The following is a 15,545-nucleotide window of genomic DNA, read 5'->3' as shown; positions in this document are numbered from 1 at the left end:
GACACCTCATCACCATCGTTACTGATGAGTCGGCGGGCTACTACTACAAGCCGGCAATTTCAAATGCGTTGAGAATGAAAAAGACGGCCTCAACGCTGGTATTGAAGGATTTCAAGCGCCTGGGTGCCGAGCTCGGTGCCGAGTTCGTGCTCGGTGAGGCTGAGCAAATCGATATCGCCAACAAGAGGGTGATGATCAAGGATGGAACGGTACTGGACTACGACGACCTGGTACTGGCAACAGGGAGTGAGCCTCGAAAGATTGCATTGGCTGCGTCCGATGACCACATCTTCGACGTCAACTCCCTTGCCCGGTATGGCCGCCTGCGTGAGCATTTGCAGGAAGGTATGCGCGTCGCCGTCATCGGCAGTGGAATGATTGGATGTGAAATCGCCGAGGATCTGATCCTGCATGGAGTCAAACCATTGGTGATGACTCCCGATGCATATCCCCTTCAACGCATGCTACCGATGGAAATCGGTACCCGCCTGCAAGATAGTCTTCAGGACGCGGGAGTGGAATGGTATTGCGTAATGAAGACCATGCAGGTGGTAGCAGAAGGAACAGGTTACGCCATCACAGTCAATGAAGGCGCTCCGGTGCGGGCCGATGCCTTCCTGGTGGCAGCAGGCCAGGTGCCCCGCGCAGCGCTGGCTAAGGCCGCCGGCATCCGGGCCGCTGTGGGCATTGTCGTCGACGAATGCGGTCTGACGAGCGTGCCACATATCTACGCATTGGGCGATTGTGCTCAGTACAGGTCGGGGTGGTTGCCTTACATTGCTCCTATCAATTTCGCGAGTAAAGCGGTAGCTCTTTCCATCACGGGCGAAGCGACCCGGATGGTTTTCCCGGCGATGCCGGTGAAACTGAAGACGCACGCCTATCCTATTTCTTTACTGCCACCGGTGTCCTTGGAAGGTGTGGCGGCCGAATTGGAGGCAACGGAAGGGGGCCAGAAACTGCTTTACAGGGATGCGGCCGGTTCGATTTGTGGGTTCGTTCTCGCAGGGGATGTGGCCCGTGAAGCGGATGCGATGGCCAAGACAATTACCGTGGCAATCTAGAGAAAGAAGAGTCGTCAAGATGAAAAAGACGTTGATGTGTATAATCTGTGGCTGGATTTATGATGAAGAGCTGGGCGCCCCTGACCACGGAATCGCTCCCGGCACGAAGTGGGAGGACGTTCCCGATAGCTGGAGCTGTCCTGAGTGCGGCGCCGGAAAAAGCGACTTTGACATGATTGAGCTGTAAATCGTGCGGATGGCGCTAATCCAGGAGCGTCATCTTTGAAGTATGCCGGAGGTCTACGATGCCAAAATTTGTTGATACGTCCGAACCAGGTTCCTGTATTTTTTGCCGAATTGTCACTGGCGAGCTACCGGCTGCCAAGGTGTACGAGGACGCCTCAGTCATTGCATTCATGGACATTGGCCAGTTGAATCCGGGGCATGTGCTGGTTGCGCCCAAGGGGCATTGGGAAAACATCTTTGATATCCCGCCCGCAGAGGCGCAGGCTGTCATGCGCATTGCGCAGCAAGTGGCACTGGCAGCCAAGGCTGCCTTCGACTGTCCAGGTCTGATGCTTTTTCAAGCCAACGGCCGTGAGGGCGAGCAGACCGTCATGCATTTTCATCTGCATGTGGTTCCGCGTCATGCTGGCGATGGCGTGGGCCTGATATGGCCTCGCAAGGAGCCAGGCCCAACGCTGCTGGAACAATATGCTGGCCAGCTGCGCAAGCAGCTGGCATCGGGCCAGGTCAATTCAGCATCTCTTTGAAAGCGGCGGCCACGACTCTCACACCTGCCCGAATCGACGCGTCTTCTACACATGCGTAGCCCATCAATAATCCCTTTCGCGCATGGGTGGCGGGGTCGAAGTAACGCGAAAGAGGGCGGACACTTATCTCCTTTTTTTCGAGTTCCTTGCAGATGGCGACGTCATCTGCATCATCCGGCAAGCCCAGGACCAAATGGAGACCGGCTTCATGGGAGGCAACCGGCCAATCAGGCCCGAGATAATCGGAGATGGCGGCTCTGAGCAAAGCATGCCGATGAGCATAGACCTGGCGCATCTTGCGGATATGCGACGCGTAATGGCCTTCTACGATGAAATCGGTCAGCACAGCTTGCTGCAGTAGTTGCCCCTCGCGAAACAGCGTCGACAGGGCAGTGACGGCTGGCTTTGCCAGCGATGGCGGTAGCACCATGTACCCCATGCGCAGACCAGGGAAGAGCGTCTTCGAGAAGGTGCCGGTATAAATGACACAGTCGTGAACGTCCAGCCCCTGAAGCGAAGCCAGTGGCCTTCCTTCAAAGCGGAATTCGCTATCGTAATCGTCTTCAACGATCCAGCAACCATGACGATGCGCGTAGTCGATCAGTGTCAAGCGGCGCTGCAAGCTCATCACCGTACCCAGAGGATATTGGTGCGATGGTGTCGTGAAGATGAATTTGGGCGGTGGCTCGGCGTTGAGCATTGCATCATCTGGTGCCATTCCCTGAGAATCGACTGGCACGGGCACGATGCTCAGTCCGTTGCTGACCAGCACGTTACGCGTACCCCAGTAGCCAGGGTCTTCAATCCATGCCTGGTCGCCGACGTCTCCCAGGAGCCTGGTGATAACGTCAATGGCCTGATGAATGCCAGCCGTTATCACAATCTGTTCGGAATCACATCGCACAGAGCGCGCTACACGCAAGTGCTCCGCCAACGCCCGCCTTAATGCGGGATGCCCGCTGCCGGCGCTATAGGTGAGCGCGTGCGGCGTCGGATTGCGCCAATGGCGCGCCAACAGGCGCTGCCATATCGCGTGCGGGAACAGAGACACATCTGGAACACCAGAGACAAACGCACCCCACTGGATATCGGAGGCGCCATGCCCGATCATCAGCAGAGATCCACGATGAGATAGCCCGCCGCGAGCAGGTGGTTCCGCTCTGCCGGCAGTGTCTTGATCTCGTCCCTGATAGTGAGGAACAGGAGCGACAAACGTCCCCCGGCCGGTGGTCGCACTGATGTAGCCTTCGGCCAGCAACTGGTCATAGGCATGGACGACTGTATTACGCGATACCAACAATTCCTTGCTCAGCGTTCGCGATGGCGGGAGCTGCATACCGCCGGTGAGAGTGCCGCCCAGTATGGCCGATTTGATGAATGCATAGAGGTCCCGCTGCATGCTGTCGGCGCTTGGGTCATCGTTTGACCAGTTTCGCTTTTGCAGCAACAGTTCGGAAAGGAAGCTTGCGCGAGGTGTCATGAGTCAAATACTGATGAGAGGCTGTTGTAACCACGCGAATACATCTATCGCAGCGGGAAAAATGAGGCGGTCCTTGCTGCAGTGTTTTGAAGTCTTGCCTATGAGGGCGGACACAAAATCTGGATTGGTTCCATTGTATTTGAAAAATTGGATCTTTAGATGGATCCAAATAAGTGCTCCAATGAGCTCCTTTTCAGCAAGGAGCTCAACATGATTTCGAAATCCAATGCAAGTATCCAGGAACGCCGCCTCGCTGCCACGCCCCGTGGCGTGGGGGTGATGTGCAATTTTTACGTCGAGCAAGCTGAGAACGCCACCTTGCGGGATGTCGAAGGCCGTGAAGTGATCGATTTCGCTGCAGGTATCGCCGTTCTCAATACTGGCCACCGTCATCCGGACGTGGTGCGCGCCATCCAGGCCCAACTCGAGCGGTTTACCCACACCGCCTTCCAAATCGTGCCTTACGAATCGGTCGTGACGCTGGCCGAGCGTATCAATGCGCTTGCACCGATTGATGGTCCGGCGAAGACCGCCTTCTTCACGACTGGCGCTGAAGCCGTCGAAAACGCCATCAAGATTGCACGTGCCAGCACCGGCCGTGCTGCCGTCATCGCTTTCGGTGGTGGTTTCCATGGGCGGACCATGATGGGCATGGCGCTGACGGGCAAGGTCGCTCCATACAAGCTTGGCTTCGGCCCTTTCCCTGGAGATGTCTACCACGTGCCGTTCCCCAGCGAACTGCAGAACGTCAGTGCGAAGGAATCGCTCGACGCCATCGACATGCTCTTCAAGACCGACGTCGACCCGCAGCGCGTGGCGGCCATCATCCTGGAGCCAGTCCAAGGCGAAGGTGGTTTCAACGTCGCGCCACCTGAGCTGATGCGTGGTCTGCGCGCGCTGTGCGACAAGCATGGCATCGTGTTCATCGCTGACGAAGTACAGAGTGGTTTTGCTCGCACCGGAAAGCTGTTTGCAATGGAACACTACGACGTGAAGCCTGACCTCATTACCATGGCCAAGAGCTTGGCTGGCGGTATGCCCCTGTCTGGCGTCGTCGGTCGTGCTGACATCATGGATGCGCCGGCACCGGGCGGCCTGGGCGGCACCTATGCTGGTAATCCTCTGGCTGTGGCTGCTGCCCTGGCCGTGCTCGACGTCATCGAGCGCGAGAAGCTGTGCGAGCGCGCAAGGCAACTGGGGGAGCGCCTGACAGGCCTGTTTGACGGTTTGAGAAACCGCCATGCGTTCATTGCGCAGATCCGCAGCCTGGGGTCCATGGTTGCTGTGGAATTCCGCGATCCCAAGACAGGAGCGCCGGACGCCGCCCGTCTGCAAAAGGTACAGAAAAAAGCGCTGGACGAAGGCCTGCTGCTGCTGAGCTGTGGCATGTACGGCAATGCCATCCGCTTCCTGTATCCGCTGACCATTCCCGACGAGCTGTTCACCAAGGCTCTGGGCATCATTGAACGCGCACTGCAAGACTAAGGACGCTAGCCATGACCGTCAATACATCTCCCCTGCAAGGTCTGAAAGACGGCAGCCTGCTGAAGACTGCTGCCCTTATCAACGGCGAATGGGTCTCGGGAAGCCAGACCTTTGACGTCCACGACCCGGCGACCGGTGTAAAGCTGGCGTCGGTGGCCAACCTGGGTGCGAGAGAGACTGAACAAGCCATCTCGGCTGCAAATGCGGCCTGGCCACAATGGCGGCGCATCGGTGCCAAAGGTCGTAGCCAGTTGCTGCGTAAATGGTACGACCTGCTGGTGGCGAACCAGGATGACCTGGCGCGACTGATGACGGCCGAACAAGGCAAGCCTTTCGCAGAGGCCAAGGGCGAAGTCGCGTATGGTGCCAGCTTTGTTGAATGGTTTGCAGAACAAGGCAAACGCGTGAATGGTGAAAGCTTGCCATTCTTCGACGAAGGCCGTCGCCAACTGGTGCTCAAGCAGCCTGTCGGTGTCTGCGCTGCAATCACGCCGTGGAATTTCCCGTTGGCGATGATGACCCGCAAGGTGGCACCGGCGCTGGCAGCGGGCTGCCCCGTCGTCGTCAAGCCTGCAGAGCTTACGCCGCTGACCGCCCTGGCTGCAGCAGAACTCGCCGTTCGCGCCGGTATTCCCGCAGGTGTGCTCAACGTCATTACCGCTGATAGTGATAACAGTATCGCAGTTGGCAAGGTTCTGTGTGCCAGCGATGTCGTACGCCATCTGTCATTCACCGGTTCGACTGAAGTCGGTCGCCTCCTGATGGCCCAGTCTGCGCCGACGATCAAGAAGCTGGCGCTTGAATTGGGCGGTAACGCGCCTTTCATCGTCTTCGACGATGCGGATATCGACAGCGCAGTGGAAGGCGCGTTTGCCAGCAAGTTCCGTAACGCCGGCCAAACATGCGTCTGCTCCAACCGCTTTTATGTTCAAGAGGGTGTCTATGAGCAGTTCGTGGAGAGGTTCGCGGCGCGAGTGAAAAAGGCCAAGGTCGGTAACGGATTCGAGGCGGGCGTGGAGCAAGGACCTCTGATTGAAGAAGCGGCAGTCGCGAAGGTGGAGAAGCACCTGGCTGATGCCATCGAGAAGGGCGGACGTATCGTTACCGGCGGCCAGCGGGTTCAAGGTCTCGGTTCCTCGCAGTTCTACGAGCCCACTGTCATTGCAGAGGCGAAGCCCAACATGCTTTGCGCTCGCGAAGAGACCTTCGGTCCGTTTGCACCTGTGTTTCGCTTCAAAACAGAAGAGGAAGCGATCTCCGTTGCAAATGACACGGAATTTGGTCTGGCGAGTTACTTCTACAGCCGCGACATCGGCCGTATCTTCCGAGTCAGCGAAGCGTTGGAGTACGGCATGGTGGGGGTGAACACCGGACTTATATCTGCTGAGCACGTGCCATTCGGCGGTGTCAAGCAATCCGGCTTGGGTCGCGAAGGCTCGGAGCATGGCATCGAAGAATATGTCGAGCTCAAGTATGTCTGTTTAGGCGATATTCAGAATTGATCGCGCTGTGCAAAGGCCAGGGGCTCAACCTCGGAAGTGGTTGGGCCCCGTTGTTTCTTCAAGAGAGTTTTACCAGCAGGCGCTGTCGCGGCGTGTACTGCTCGATGTGTTGCATGAACGCCTCGATAAAAAGCGCTTCGGCTTTACTGTGGTGTGCTTCTCTATGCCACAGAAAATGGAGTTCAGCATCGCATACACCTTCAGCGGGAGGGAGCCTCCACAGCAGGCCCTCGGCAATGTCTGTCTGCACGCTATGTTCCGGAAGACAGCCAATCCCGAGGCCGGCGACGAGCAAGCGCTTGATTTCATCGTAGTGGGACGAAGTCGCCACGATGTTGCCGGAAAATCCTTTTTGGTCGCGAAAGATGGTGAGCGGTGAAAGGCTGTCGCCCAGCGCATCGCTGGTGAACGAGACGAAGTTCTCGTTGATCAGGTCCTCCATGCTGCAGTCAGTTCGCCCAAACAGACGATGCTTGCGACCGCAGAAGATGGCATAGCGTTGCGTCAGAAATACGCTGCTCGCTATCCGCGGAGGTATTTTCCGGCACAGCGCAATCCCCGCAGTAGCTGCACGCTGCTGGACGAGGTTGACGATTTCGCGGCTAGGAAGCACATCGAGTTGAATTTGGATTCTGGGGTACAGACGATTAAAATCGCTCCAGAACTCATCATAAACGGCGGAGTGGATACGGCTAGCACAGAGCAGATGGACCTTGCCGACGGCTTCCTCCTTCGTCTGCGACACCTCGCTGATGAGCTCCGAGATGTTGCCATAGATGTGTTGAGCGGCTTTTCGCACCTCCTCGCCAGCTGCTGTGACTGCAAACCTGGTGTCGTGGCGGTCGATCAATCTTTTTCCCAGGTGCTGTTCAAGACGCCGCAGTGCCTGGCTGACCGCAGACTGTGTCAGGTGCAGCTTGCTGGCCGCTGCGCTGATGCCACGCTCCTGCACTATGACCAGGTAGGTACGCAGCAAATTCCAATCCAGTCTTTCATTGGCCCGCGGTCCTTGGGCGGCAGCGTTGATGCCCTTTTCTTCGCGACTTCCCATGCCGATCCACCTCCTTTTGCTTCTGAAAAAACGAAAAAAATACCATCTGAATGATAGTAACTCAATTAATGTTGATCATTAAAAAGCATTAATTGACCGTATGTATGCCCATGAGCGATAAAGATGCATTCGTTAAAAAAATCATTTGGAGGAGCCATGGGAACTACCCATCTGAATGCCGCCGCACGGCAGCCAGTGCGCGCAGCGATTGCTGCGTTCGTCGGTACCACCATCGAGTGGTATGACTTTTATATCTACGCCACTGCAGCCGCACTGGTGTTCGGAAAGATTTTCTTTCCTGCGGCAGACCCCTTCGTGAGTACGATGGCTTCCTTCGGTACTTTCGCCGTGGGCTTCCTGGCGCGTCCCCTGGGTGGTGTCGTGTTCGGACATCTGGGGGACCGGGTGGGCCGCAAGAAAGCACTGATGGTGACACTCGTCATCATGGGTGTCGCTACCGTCTGTATAGGCTTGCTTCCCACCTATCACAGTGTCGGACTTTGGGCGCCGGCGCTTCTCGTGGCCTTGCGCTTGGCACAAGGCCTGGCGGTCGGTGGCGAGTGGGGCGGTGCGGTATTGATGGCTGGAGAGCATGCGTCGCAGAAACGGCGCACCTTCGCCGCATCCTTCGCACAACTGGGTAGCCCGGCTGGACTCATCTTGTCATTGCTGGCCTTCCGTCTCCTGACCAATCTGGACGAGGCAGATTTTCTCTCCTGGGGCTGGCGTATTCCATTCCTGGTGAGTGCAGTCTTGCTGCTGGTGGGCTACTTCATTCGGATCGGTGTGAGTGAATCGCCCGACTTTGCCAAAGCGCTGGAGCGTCAAGAAACCGCCGAAGTGCCTGCGCGTGAAGTGCTGCGTACTGCCTGGAAGACGGTCGTCATCTGCATGGGCGTATGTACTGTTGCCATTGGCGGGATCTATTTCACCAACACCTTCATGCTGGCGTACACGACCCAAACCATGGGGCTGAGCCGCGTGATGATTCTCGACTGCTTGTTCGTCGTCGCCATCATCCAATTCTTTGTCCAGCCCATCGCAGCATGGTTTGCAGATGCCATGGGTACGGCGAAGGTCTTGATTTTCGCGGCTTTCTGTTCGGTCTTGGCACCTTATCCGATGTTCATGCTGGTGTCCCAAGGTACGACCATCAGCATCATCAGCGGCATCACCATCGTCCTGGTGTTCATGGCCATGATTTACTCGGCGATGGCCGGTTACATCAGTTCAGCCTTCCAGACGCATGTCCGCTACTCCGGTATTTCGCTGTCCTATCAGCTGTGTGGCGCAATTGCAGGTGGCCTGACTCCGCTGATTGGCACATGGATTTCTCACCGATATCCGGGGCAGTGGATGCCGCTCGCGGTGTTCTACTCGACCCTCTCCGCAATCACCCTGATTTCCGTCATCGCACTGGCATCGCACAAGAAGCGCATGGCCCGTACCGAAGGTGCTGCCTTGGCAGTGTGATGTTGTTGTGACACTTTGAGAAGGTAGATTCATGAATACTATGCAAAATCCCGTGGCGCTTGATCGGGAATTGGCCAATCGCATCATGAAGTCGGTCGACGACCAATTTGATGCGCAGCTGGCGTTCACACAAGAACTGGTTCGATTCCCGTCGTTGCGTGGCCAGGAGCACACGGCGCAGGATTTCCTGTACGAAGCCATGCGCAAGCGCGGGTTCGCAATGGACCGTTGGAAGATTAACGTCGACGATATCAAGTCCCATCCGGGATATGGCCCCGTCAACGTCTCCTACGAGAACGCCTTTAACGTCGTCGGTACCTATCGCCCTGAAGAACAAACCGGTCGTTCACTCATTCTGAATGGCCACATTGACGTTGTTCCGACGGGGCCTGAGAAGATGTGGGCGCGTTCTCCGTGGGACCCGGCAATCATTGATGGTTGGCTTTATGGCCGTGGCGCTGCGGACATGAAGGCCGGCCTGGTTGCAAACCTGTGCGCATTCGATGCGCTCAAGGCGATCGGCTGCGCGCCGGCAGCACCGATTTACTTCCAGTCGGTGGTTGAAGAGGAGTGCACTGGCAACGGGGCATTAGCGGCGCTGCTGCGCGGTTATAAAGCTGACGCAGTCATCATTCCCGAACCAGAAGAGAACATGCTGGTTCGCGCGAACGTCGGTGTGCTCTGGTTCAAGGTCCGTGTCCAAGGGCAGCCCACCCACACCCGCGAAATGGGGAATGGGTTCAACGCCATTGACGCCGCGTACACAACCATCGAAGCACTGCGTGGTCTGGAGACGAAGTTGAATGGTGAACATCAATGCCATCGCCACTTTGAACATCTCGACCATCCCATCAACTTCAACATCGGCAAGATTGAAGGTGGTGACTGGCCGTCTACCGTTCCGCCTTGGTGTGAATTTGACGTCCGTGCAGCAATCTACCCCGGTACTACTGCTGACGAGGCACGTGCACAGATTGAGGAATGTCTGCGCGAAGTAGCGAAGGATCCGAAACTTGGCGGCACGCCTCCTGAGGTGACCTTCAACGGTTTCTATGCGGAAGGTTATGTGCTGGAGGAAGGTTCTGACGCGGAGAACACGCTGCGTGATTGCCATCGTCAAGCATTCGCGAGTGAATTGGAAAGTTTTACTACACCAGGGTATCTGGACGCTCGCGTGTTCGTTATCTATGGCGATATGCCGACCTTGGTGTATGGACCGAAGTCCTTGGATATTCATGGCTTCGACGAGCGCGTGCATATTGAATCGCTGCGTCTCATCACCAAGACCATCGCACTGTTTATTGCGCAATGGTGTGGGATTGCGGAGCTTGCCAGAGCGAGGTGAGGACAGCGACGGCATGGGGGGCGGTGTCTGGCCTGAATGTTGGATTACGCCTTTTTTATGCTTTACCACCGTTACGCAATGGGCGCTCTGCTGCGGGTGGGTGGCGCTGACTTCCCCCGGCAGGAGGTCATGGCGCCATCTGCTCAGGCAAACCAATTCAGCTGTCAATAGCGATAGAAGTGGACATATAAAAATATGAAGAATGGCTATCGGTATTAGATCCAGTTTCCCCTATAGTCATACGGTCATTCATTCATAGACCGAACATATGAACCCTGCATCGACTAAGGCGGGCGCAGTATCCGCACGGGCTCAGTGCGCCGTGCATCTCGAGGGCGAGAACGCACTGTTTGCTGTTTCCGCCCCAAAACTGTCTGAGCGACAAGCAGCAAAGCTTGCCTTGGAGGCATTCGGGATTGGAGGCACGGCAAGCCTCCTGACCAGCGAGCGTGATCAGAACTTTCGCTTGCTAGCAGACAATGGAAACGCTTACGTCCTGAAGGTCACCCATCCCTCAGAAGATCCGCTGGTTACCGATTTCCAGACCCAGGCGCAAATCAGATTGTCGTCTTCCGGCAGTGCCCAGCCCGTCCCTCGTCTCATCGGGACATTGGAGGGGCAACCGATCCATTGGGCGCCCGTCGGGGAAAATGGTGCCAAGCAAGCGGTGCGCCTGATGACCTTTTTGCCTGGTGTTCCCTTGTACAAATGTCGCGCTGGCAAAGAACAACGCCGGGCGTTGGGAAAGGCCCTGGCGCGGTTCGATGCAGCGCTGGCAGGTTTTAGCCATCCTGGAAGCGAACAAAAGCTGTTATGGGATATCCAGCATTTGAGCGATCTCCGGTCGTTACTGCCGGAAATCGACGACCACGGCAAGCGTGTATTGGCTGAACGTTACCTCGACCTGCACGAGAAGCCCACGGTAGGTCGTGCCGCAGGGTTGCGTCGTCAAGTCATTCATAACGACTTGAATGCGTACAACGTGTTGGTCGATCACGGCAAACCCGACATCGTGACGGCGATACTCGATTTTGGCGACATGGTGGCAGCCCCTTTGATCAATGATCTCGCCGTAGCATGCGCATATCAGTTGAGCAGTACCGGCAATCCGCTGGATAGTGCCAACGACTGCATCGTCGCATACCACGCAGAGTGCCCCCTGACGGAAGCCGAGTTGGCGCTCCTGCCCGGTCTGATCATTGCGCGCCTGCTCGTGACGGTATTGATTACTGAGTGGCGCGCAAAGCAGCATCCGGAGAACCGAGCCTACATCTTGCGTAACAATCCCCTTTCATGGGAAGGCCTGCGTCGCTTCGACACGCTTGCAGCAGGGCAGGCGGAAGACAGTATTCTTGAAGCAATCCGAATCAAAGAGGATGAAGGGAAATGAGCCAAGACAAATCCATGCTCAATGCATTCGATCCAGATCGGATCGGCGCGTTGTCGCCGCAGGAGGCCGACATGATCGAGCAGCGCAGAAGGCTGCTGGGTCCGGCATACCGCCTGTTCTACGAAGAGCCTTTGCATATCGTGCGCGGTGAAGGGGTATGGCTCTACGACAATGCCGGTCGTCCCTACCTCGATGCCTATAACAACGTGGCATCGATTGGGCATTGTCGTCCGGAAGTGGTCGAGGCGATCGCTCGCCAGGCGGCGCAGCTCAATACCCATACGCGCTATCTGCACGAACGCGTGCTGCAATACGCGGATCGGTTGCTGAAGACGTTTCCAGCCGAGCTCTCGCACGTGATGTTTGCTTGCACCGGTAGCGAGGCCAATGACCTGGCATTGCGCATCGCCAGAAAATACACCGGCGGAACCGGTGTCATCGTCACGCAATTGGCCTATCACGGGGTCACCACGGCCATCGCGGAGATTTCGCCGTCGCTGGGGCCGTCCGTGCCCTTGGGAATCCACGTACGCACGGTGGACGCACCAGATACTTATTGGTATGCGGATCAAGACATTGGCGAGAAATTTACGGCCGATGTGCAGGCAGCTATCGACGACATGGTTCGCCACGGAATAAGACCTGCGGCGTTGATCTTCGATACCGTTTTTTCCAGCGATGGTGTCTTCTCGCATCCTGCCGGATTTATCAGAGGTGCCGTTGAGGCGATCCGACGTGCTGGTGGTCTCTTCATTTCGGATGAGGTTCAAGCAGGATTCGCCCGCACAGGCGATACGATGTGGGGTTTCCAGCGACACGGCGTGCTGCCCGATATCGTCACGATGGGTAAGCCGATGGGGAACGGGCATCCGGTGTCAGGAATGGTCACTCGCCCCGAGATCTTGCAGGAATTTGGCGCGCAATCGCGCTACTTCAACACTTTCGGCGGGAATCCCGTTTCTTGCGCAGCTGCATTGGCGACGCTGGATGTTATTCAAAGCAATGAATTGCAGCGCAACGCCGCGGTCGTCGGTGAATATATTCGAGACGGTTTCAGAAAACTGGCACAGAAACATTCGCTCATTGGCGATGTGCGCGGCGCAGGATTATTTATCGGTGTCGAACTGGTCACCGACCGCACATTGAAGACGCCTGCTGCCAAACAGTGCTCGGAGGTTGTCAACGGCATGCGTCGACGTGGTGTCCTCATCAGCTCTTGTGGCTTACGTGGAAATGTTCTCAAGGTGCGCCCGTTGCTGCCATTCACCGTCGAAAACGCAGATCAACTCCTCAGTGTTGCCGGCCAGACTCTGCAAGCGCTTTAAGGCTCAAGCCCTGCGGGATCTTGAGACCGCTTTTGCGAGCCTGACGACGCCGGCTTCAATTTCTTCAAGGGGCACGCCGCCGTAGCCGAGGATGATGGAACGGCTCTGCAGATCCGGGCGGCTGCCGACAAAGTAGGGCAGGCCGAGTACCAGCCCATCTTTTCTTGCTTCTTGGATGATGCGCTCGTAATTGACTTGCTCCGATAGCCGTGTGAACAGATGGAGCCCGGCGCGTGCCTCGGAAAGTTGCACCATTTCTCCCAACCGTTCCTTCAACGCGCTACGCAAGGTGCTTTGGCGCTCTCCATATTCCTCGCGCATGCGTTTGATGTGTTGGGAGAAGTGCCCGAGGTGGATGAAATCGGCGAGTGCGGCCTGAAGATGCAGGTTGCCTGGACGCAGTAGCTTGGCACTGGCGTTGGTGAAGGCATCGGCGAGATGCGGCGGTACGACGATATACCCCATGCGGATACCTGCGAACATCGCTTTACTGAAAGTGCCTACATAGATCACCCGATGGTCGGAGTCCAGCCCCTGCAATGAAGGCAATGGTGGACCATCGTATCTGAATTCACTGTCATAGTCATCTTCGAGCACCCACAGGTGCGAGCGCGTGCGCTTTGTAGCAGTTCCAGTCGCCTCGACAGCGGCATCACGACACCGGTGGGATAGTGATGGGATGGACTGGTCACGACTATCTTGGTATTGATCGGGACATGGCTGTCTTCGACTGAAAGTCCCATGCCATCGACGTAGCCCGCGCCAATTTTCATCCCCGATGCCGAAAGAATCGTGGGAAATGCCCAGTGGCAAGGGTTCTCCACCAGCGCCATATCTCCAGGGTCGGCCAAGAGCCTCGCGCACAGGTCCACCGATTGGTGAGTGCCGGAGGTGATGATCACTTGCTCGGCTTCACAATTGACTGAGCGCGAGATCTTCAGGTAGCTGGCCACGGCTTCGCGCAACTGCCGATAACCTGCACCAGTACGGGCGTAGCCACTCAGGCTCAGGTCACCTTTTGAGATGTGCCTGGCGACCAGCCTGCGCCAGACATGGAAGGGAAACAAGCTGGAATCGGCGATTCCAGGAACAAAGGCACCGCAATACTGGTTCAGCCCTCCTGGCAGGAAGTCCAACATCTTGCCACGGCTGGACAAGGTCATCGAATGCGACGCATGGGATGATGCCGGCGCCGAGCCAAGCGGAGTGACACTAGTTGGTGCAACGAAGGTGCCACTGCCACTGTTTGCCACCAGATAATTTTCAGCAATCAACCGCTCATACGCTAGCGAGACCGTCAGCCGGGAAATACCGAGCTCGATCGCCAGTGCACGTGAAGACGGAAGCTTTTGACCCTCCGCCAGCGTATGTTCCAGGACGGCGGTGCGGATGACGTTGTAAATCTGGCGCTGCAAGGTTTCCTCGCCCTCCTTCAGCAACTGTTTGCCAAGGAGGTCTGTCAGAAGGATCGCGCGCATGAAATGTGGCTCTATTAAAGATTCAATTATGGCTATATAGCCTATGGCCAGTTGTTGCTATAGTCAACCTCATTACACGGGCAATCAAGTTGAGCGTCTCAGCAAAGGCTAATGGGATAACAGGGAGGAGTGATGATGAGTAGGTCTGAGGAGAAACAGCCGTTACGCGCGGCTACCGCTGCGTTTCTTGGTACCACAATCGAGTGGTATGACTATTTCTGCTATGCGACGGCTGCGGCGCTCGTCTTTGGCGACGTGTTTTTTGCGACTGGGGATAAGCTCACGGGACTGCTCGCTTCCTTGGGAACATTTGCGGTTGGCTTTGTAGCACGTCCTTTCGGCGCTATCCTGTTCGGTCATCTGGGCGATAAGGTCGGACGTCGCGAGTCCCTCATTCTGACGCTGTGGATGATGGGTATCGCCACCACCCTTATTGGCCTCATTCCGTCCTACCAGTCGATCGGGGTGACGGCCGCCGTGCTGTTGGTTATCTTGCGGCTAGTGCAAGGCGTTGCGGTGGGCGGGGAATGGGGCGGTGCAGTGCTGATCGCCTCTGAGCATGCCCCGGTCCGTTGGAAGACCATCCTTTCCGCAGCACCACAATATGGCAGTCCGGTCGGTTTGATTCTCGCGACAACAATGTTTCAGCTAGTCTCCTCTTTGCCTGACGCAGATTTCAAATCGTGGGGATGGCGTATTCCCTTCCTGATGAGCAGTGTACTGGTAGTTGTTGCCTACTTCATTCGTCGTGGGGTCAATGAGAGCCCGGAGCTGTTAGAGCATCGCCGGCGCCAGTTTCCCCACGAAACACGTAAAGAAGCGGCTCCACTAAGCAATTTGTTCTTGCATTACAAGCGTCGTTTGGCGTTGGGCATTTGCCTTTGCATGATGGGTATCGCTGGATTCTATTTCATCACAACGCTGATGATCAGTTACACCACGACCTATCTGCACGTGGCCAAGCCTGACATTCTGAAGATCGTCACTTTCACCGGAGTGGTTCAGCTGATTTGCTATCCCATCGCGTCGTTAGTGGCAAGTCGTATAGGAGAGCGCTTCTTCATCATCCTCGTTTCCGCGGCGGCGGCAGGATGGGCATTCCCGATGATGAGTCTCGTGCAGACGGGCGAAGTCGCCAATATCCGCATCGGCATCCTGACGGCGACAGCATTTATCGGATTGTATTACTCCGTGCTCGCGGCCTTCCTGCCTCGTGTTTTCCCTATCGGAGTACGTACC

General features: G+C 56.5%; 12 protein-coding genes and 1 pseudogene. 10 read left to right on the top strand and 3 right to left on the bottom strand.

What is annotated here, in order from left to right:
* From I5W_RS18745 to I5W_RS18735, 3 genes are all read left to right on the top strand, one after another.
* Positions 1 to 1,064 (top strand): NAD(P)/FAD-dependent oxidoreductase (locus I5W_RS18745; protein WP_083893582.1); only part of this gene is annotated, 1,064 nt, incomplete at its 5' end.
* A gap of 19 nt (positions 1,065 to 1,083) precedes the next feature.
* Positions 1,084 to 1,251 carry a rubredoxin gene (locus tag I5W_RS18740; RefSeq protein WP_044530365.1) on the top strand — a complete coding sequence of 56 codons (168 nt, stop codon included), beginning with the start codon at positions 1,084 to 1,086 and terminating at the stop codon, positions 1,249 to 1,251.
* 58 nt (positions 1,252 to 1,309) lie between these two features.
* On the top strand, positions 1,310 to 1,777 hold the full coding sequence (locus tag I5W_RS18735; RefSeq protein ID WP_044530364.1) for an HIT family protein: 468 nt from the start codon (positions 1,310 to 1,312) through the stop codon (positions 1,775 to 1,777).
* Here the strand turns inward: I5W_RS18735 and pdxR (I5W_RS18730) are convergent.
* Positions 1,758 to 3,257, bottom strand: coding sequence for a MocR-like pyridoxine biosynthesis transcription factor PdxR (pdxR, locus tag I5W_RS18730; RefSeq protein ID WP_044530363.1), 1,500 nt, complete (start codon positions 3,255 to 3,257; stop codon positions 1,758 to 1,760). The two genes, I5W_RS18735 and pdxR (I5W_RS18730), sit on opposite strands and share 20 nt — an antisense overlap.
* Before the next feature lie 210 nt (positions 3,258 to 3,467).
* Here pdxR (I5W_RS18730) and I5W_RS18725 point away from each other — a divergent pair, with 210 nt between their 5' ends.
* Positions 3,468 to 4,742: a 4-aminobutyrate--2-oxoglutarate transaminase gene (locus I5W_RS18725; protein WP_044530362.1), complete on the top strand. Its 1,275-nt coding sequence runs from the start codon at positions 3,468 to 3,470 to the stop codon at positions 4,740 to 4,742.
* Between the two features lie 11 nt (positions 4,743 to 4,753).
* Positions 4,754 to 6,244: an NAD-dependent succinate-semialdehyde dehydrogenase gene (locus I5W_RS18720; protein WP_044530361.1), complete on the top strand. Its 1,491-nt coding sequence runs from the start codon at positions 4,754 to 4,756 to the stop codon at positions 6,242 to 6,244.
* 58 nt (positions 6,245 to 6,302) lie between these two features.
* Here I5W_RS18720 and I5W_RS18715 read toward each other — a convergent pair whose 3' ends face one another.
* Positions 6,303 to 7,295 (bottom strand): LysR family transcriptional regulator, encoded by a 993-nt coding sequence (locus I5W_RS18715; protein ID WP_044530360.1) that lies wholly within the window; start codon positions 7,293 to 7,295, stop codon positions 6,303 to 6,305.
* 156 nt (positions 7,296 to 7,451) lie between these two features.
* On the opposite strand from I5W_RS18715, the gene I5W_RS18710 reads away from it, so the two are divergent.
* The 4 genes from I5W_RS18710 to I5W_RS18695 all read left to right on the top strand — a co-directional run bounded on the left by I5W_RS18710 (position 7,452) and on the right by I5W_RS18695 (position 12,828).
* Positions 7,452 to 8,768, top strand: coding sequence for an MFS transporter (locus tag I5W_RS18710; RefSeq protein ID WP_044530359.1), 1,317 nt, complete (start codon positions 7,452 to 7,454; stop codon positions 8,766 to 8,768).
* Between the two features lie 31 nt (positions 8,769 to 8,799).
* The gene (locus I5W_RS18705) at positions 8,800 to 10,113 is read left to right on the top strand and encodes an ArgE/DapE family deacylase (protein ID WP_044530358.1); all 1,314 of its coding nucleotides are present in this window, start codon (positions 8,800 to 8,802) and stop codon (positions 10,111 to 10,113) included.
* Between the two features lie 322 nt (positions 10,114 to 10,435).
* Complete coding sequence (locus I5W_RS18700) at positions 10,436 to 11,503, top strand: phosphotransferase (RefSeq protein WP_044530357.1); 1,068 nt, start codon at positions 10,436 to 10,438, stop codon at positions 11,501 to 11,503.
* Positions 11,500 to 12,828 (top strand): aspartate aminotransferase family protein, encoded by a 1,329-nt coding sequence (locus I5W_RS18695; RefSeq protein WP_044530356.1) that lies wholly within the window; start codon positions 11,500 to 11,502, stop codon positions 12,826 to 12,828. Before I5W_RS18700 ends, I5W_RS18695 begins: the two co-directional genes overlap by 4 nt.
* 3 nt (positions 12,829 to 12,831) lie before the next feature.
* Here the strand turns inward: I5W_RS18695 and pdxR (I5W_RS18690) are convergent.
* Positions 12,832 to 14,306, bottom strand: a pseudogene (pdxR, locus tag I5W_RS18690) (MocR-like pyridoxine biosynthesis transcription factor PdxR).
* A 132-nt stretch (positions 14,307 to 14,438) separates the two neighbouring features.
* On the opposite strand from pdxR (I5W_RS18690), the gene I5W_RS18685 reads away from it, so the two are divergent.
* Positions 14,439 to 15,545, top strand: a 1,107-nt coding sequence (locus tag I5W_RS18685; protein WP_044530367.1) for an MFS transporter, incomplete at its 3' end; no start/stop codon positions are given.

Source organism: Herbaspirillum sp. B65, from assembly GCF_000333555.1.
GTDB lineage: Bacteria > Pseudomonadota > Gammaproteobacteria > Burkholderiales > Burkholderiaceae_D > Herbaspirillum > Herbaspirillum rubrisubalbicans.
This window is presented reverse-complemented; position numbering and strand designations above follow the sequence as displayed.

Coding starts and splice junctions, on each gene's coding strand:
- I5W_RS18715 (WP_044530360.1), bottom strand. CDS start 7,295: ATGGGAAGTCGCGAAGAAAAGGGCATCAACGCTGCCGCCCAAGGACCG.
- I5W_RS18740 (WP_044530365.1), top strand. CDS start 1,084: ATGAAAAAGACGTTGATGTGTATAATCTGTGGCTGGATTTATGATGAA.
- I5W_RS18725 (WP_044530362.1), top strand. CDS start 3,468: ATGATTTCGAAATCCAATGCAAGTATCCAGGAACGCCGCCTCGCTGCC.
- I5W_RS18735 (WP_044530364.1), top strand. CDS start 1,310: ATGCCAAAATTTGTTGATACGTCCGAACCAGGTTCCTGTATTTTTTGC.
- pdxR (WP_044530363.1), bottom strand. CDS start 3,257: ATGACACCTCGCGCAAGCTTCCTTTCCGAACTGTTGCTGCAAAAGCGA.
- I5W_RS18720 (WP_044530361.1), top strand. CDS start 4,754: ATGACCGTCAATACATCTCCCCTGCAAGGTCTGAAAGACGGCAGCCTG.
- I5W_RS18705 (WP_044530358.1), top strand. CDS start 8,800: ATGAATACTATGCAAAATCCCGTGGCGCTTGATCGGGAATTGGCCAAT.
- I5W_RS18695 (WP_044530356.1), top strand. CDS start 11,500: ATGAGCCAAGACAAATCCATGCTCAATGCATTCGATCCAGATCGGATC.
- I5W_RS18710 (WP_044530359.1), top strand. CDS start 7,452: ATGGGAACTACCCATCTGAATGCCGCCGCACGGCAGCCAGTGCGCGCA.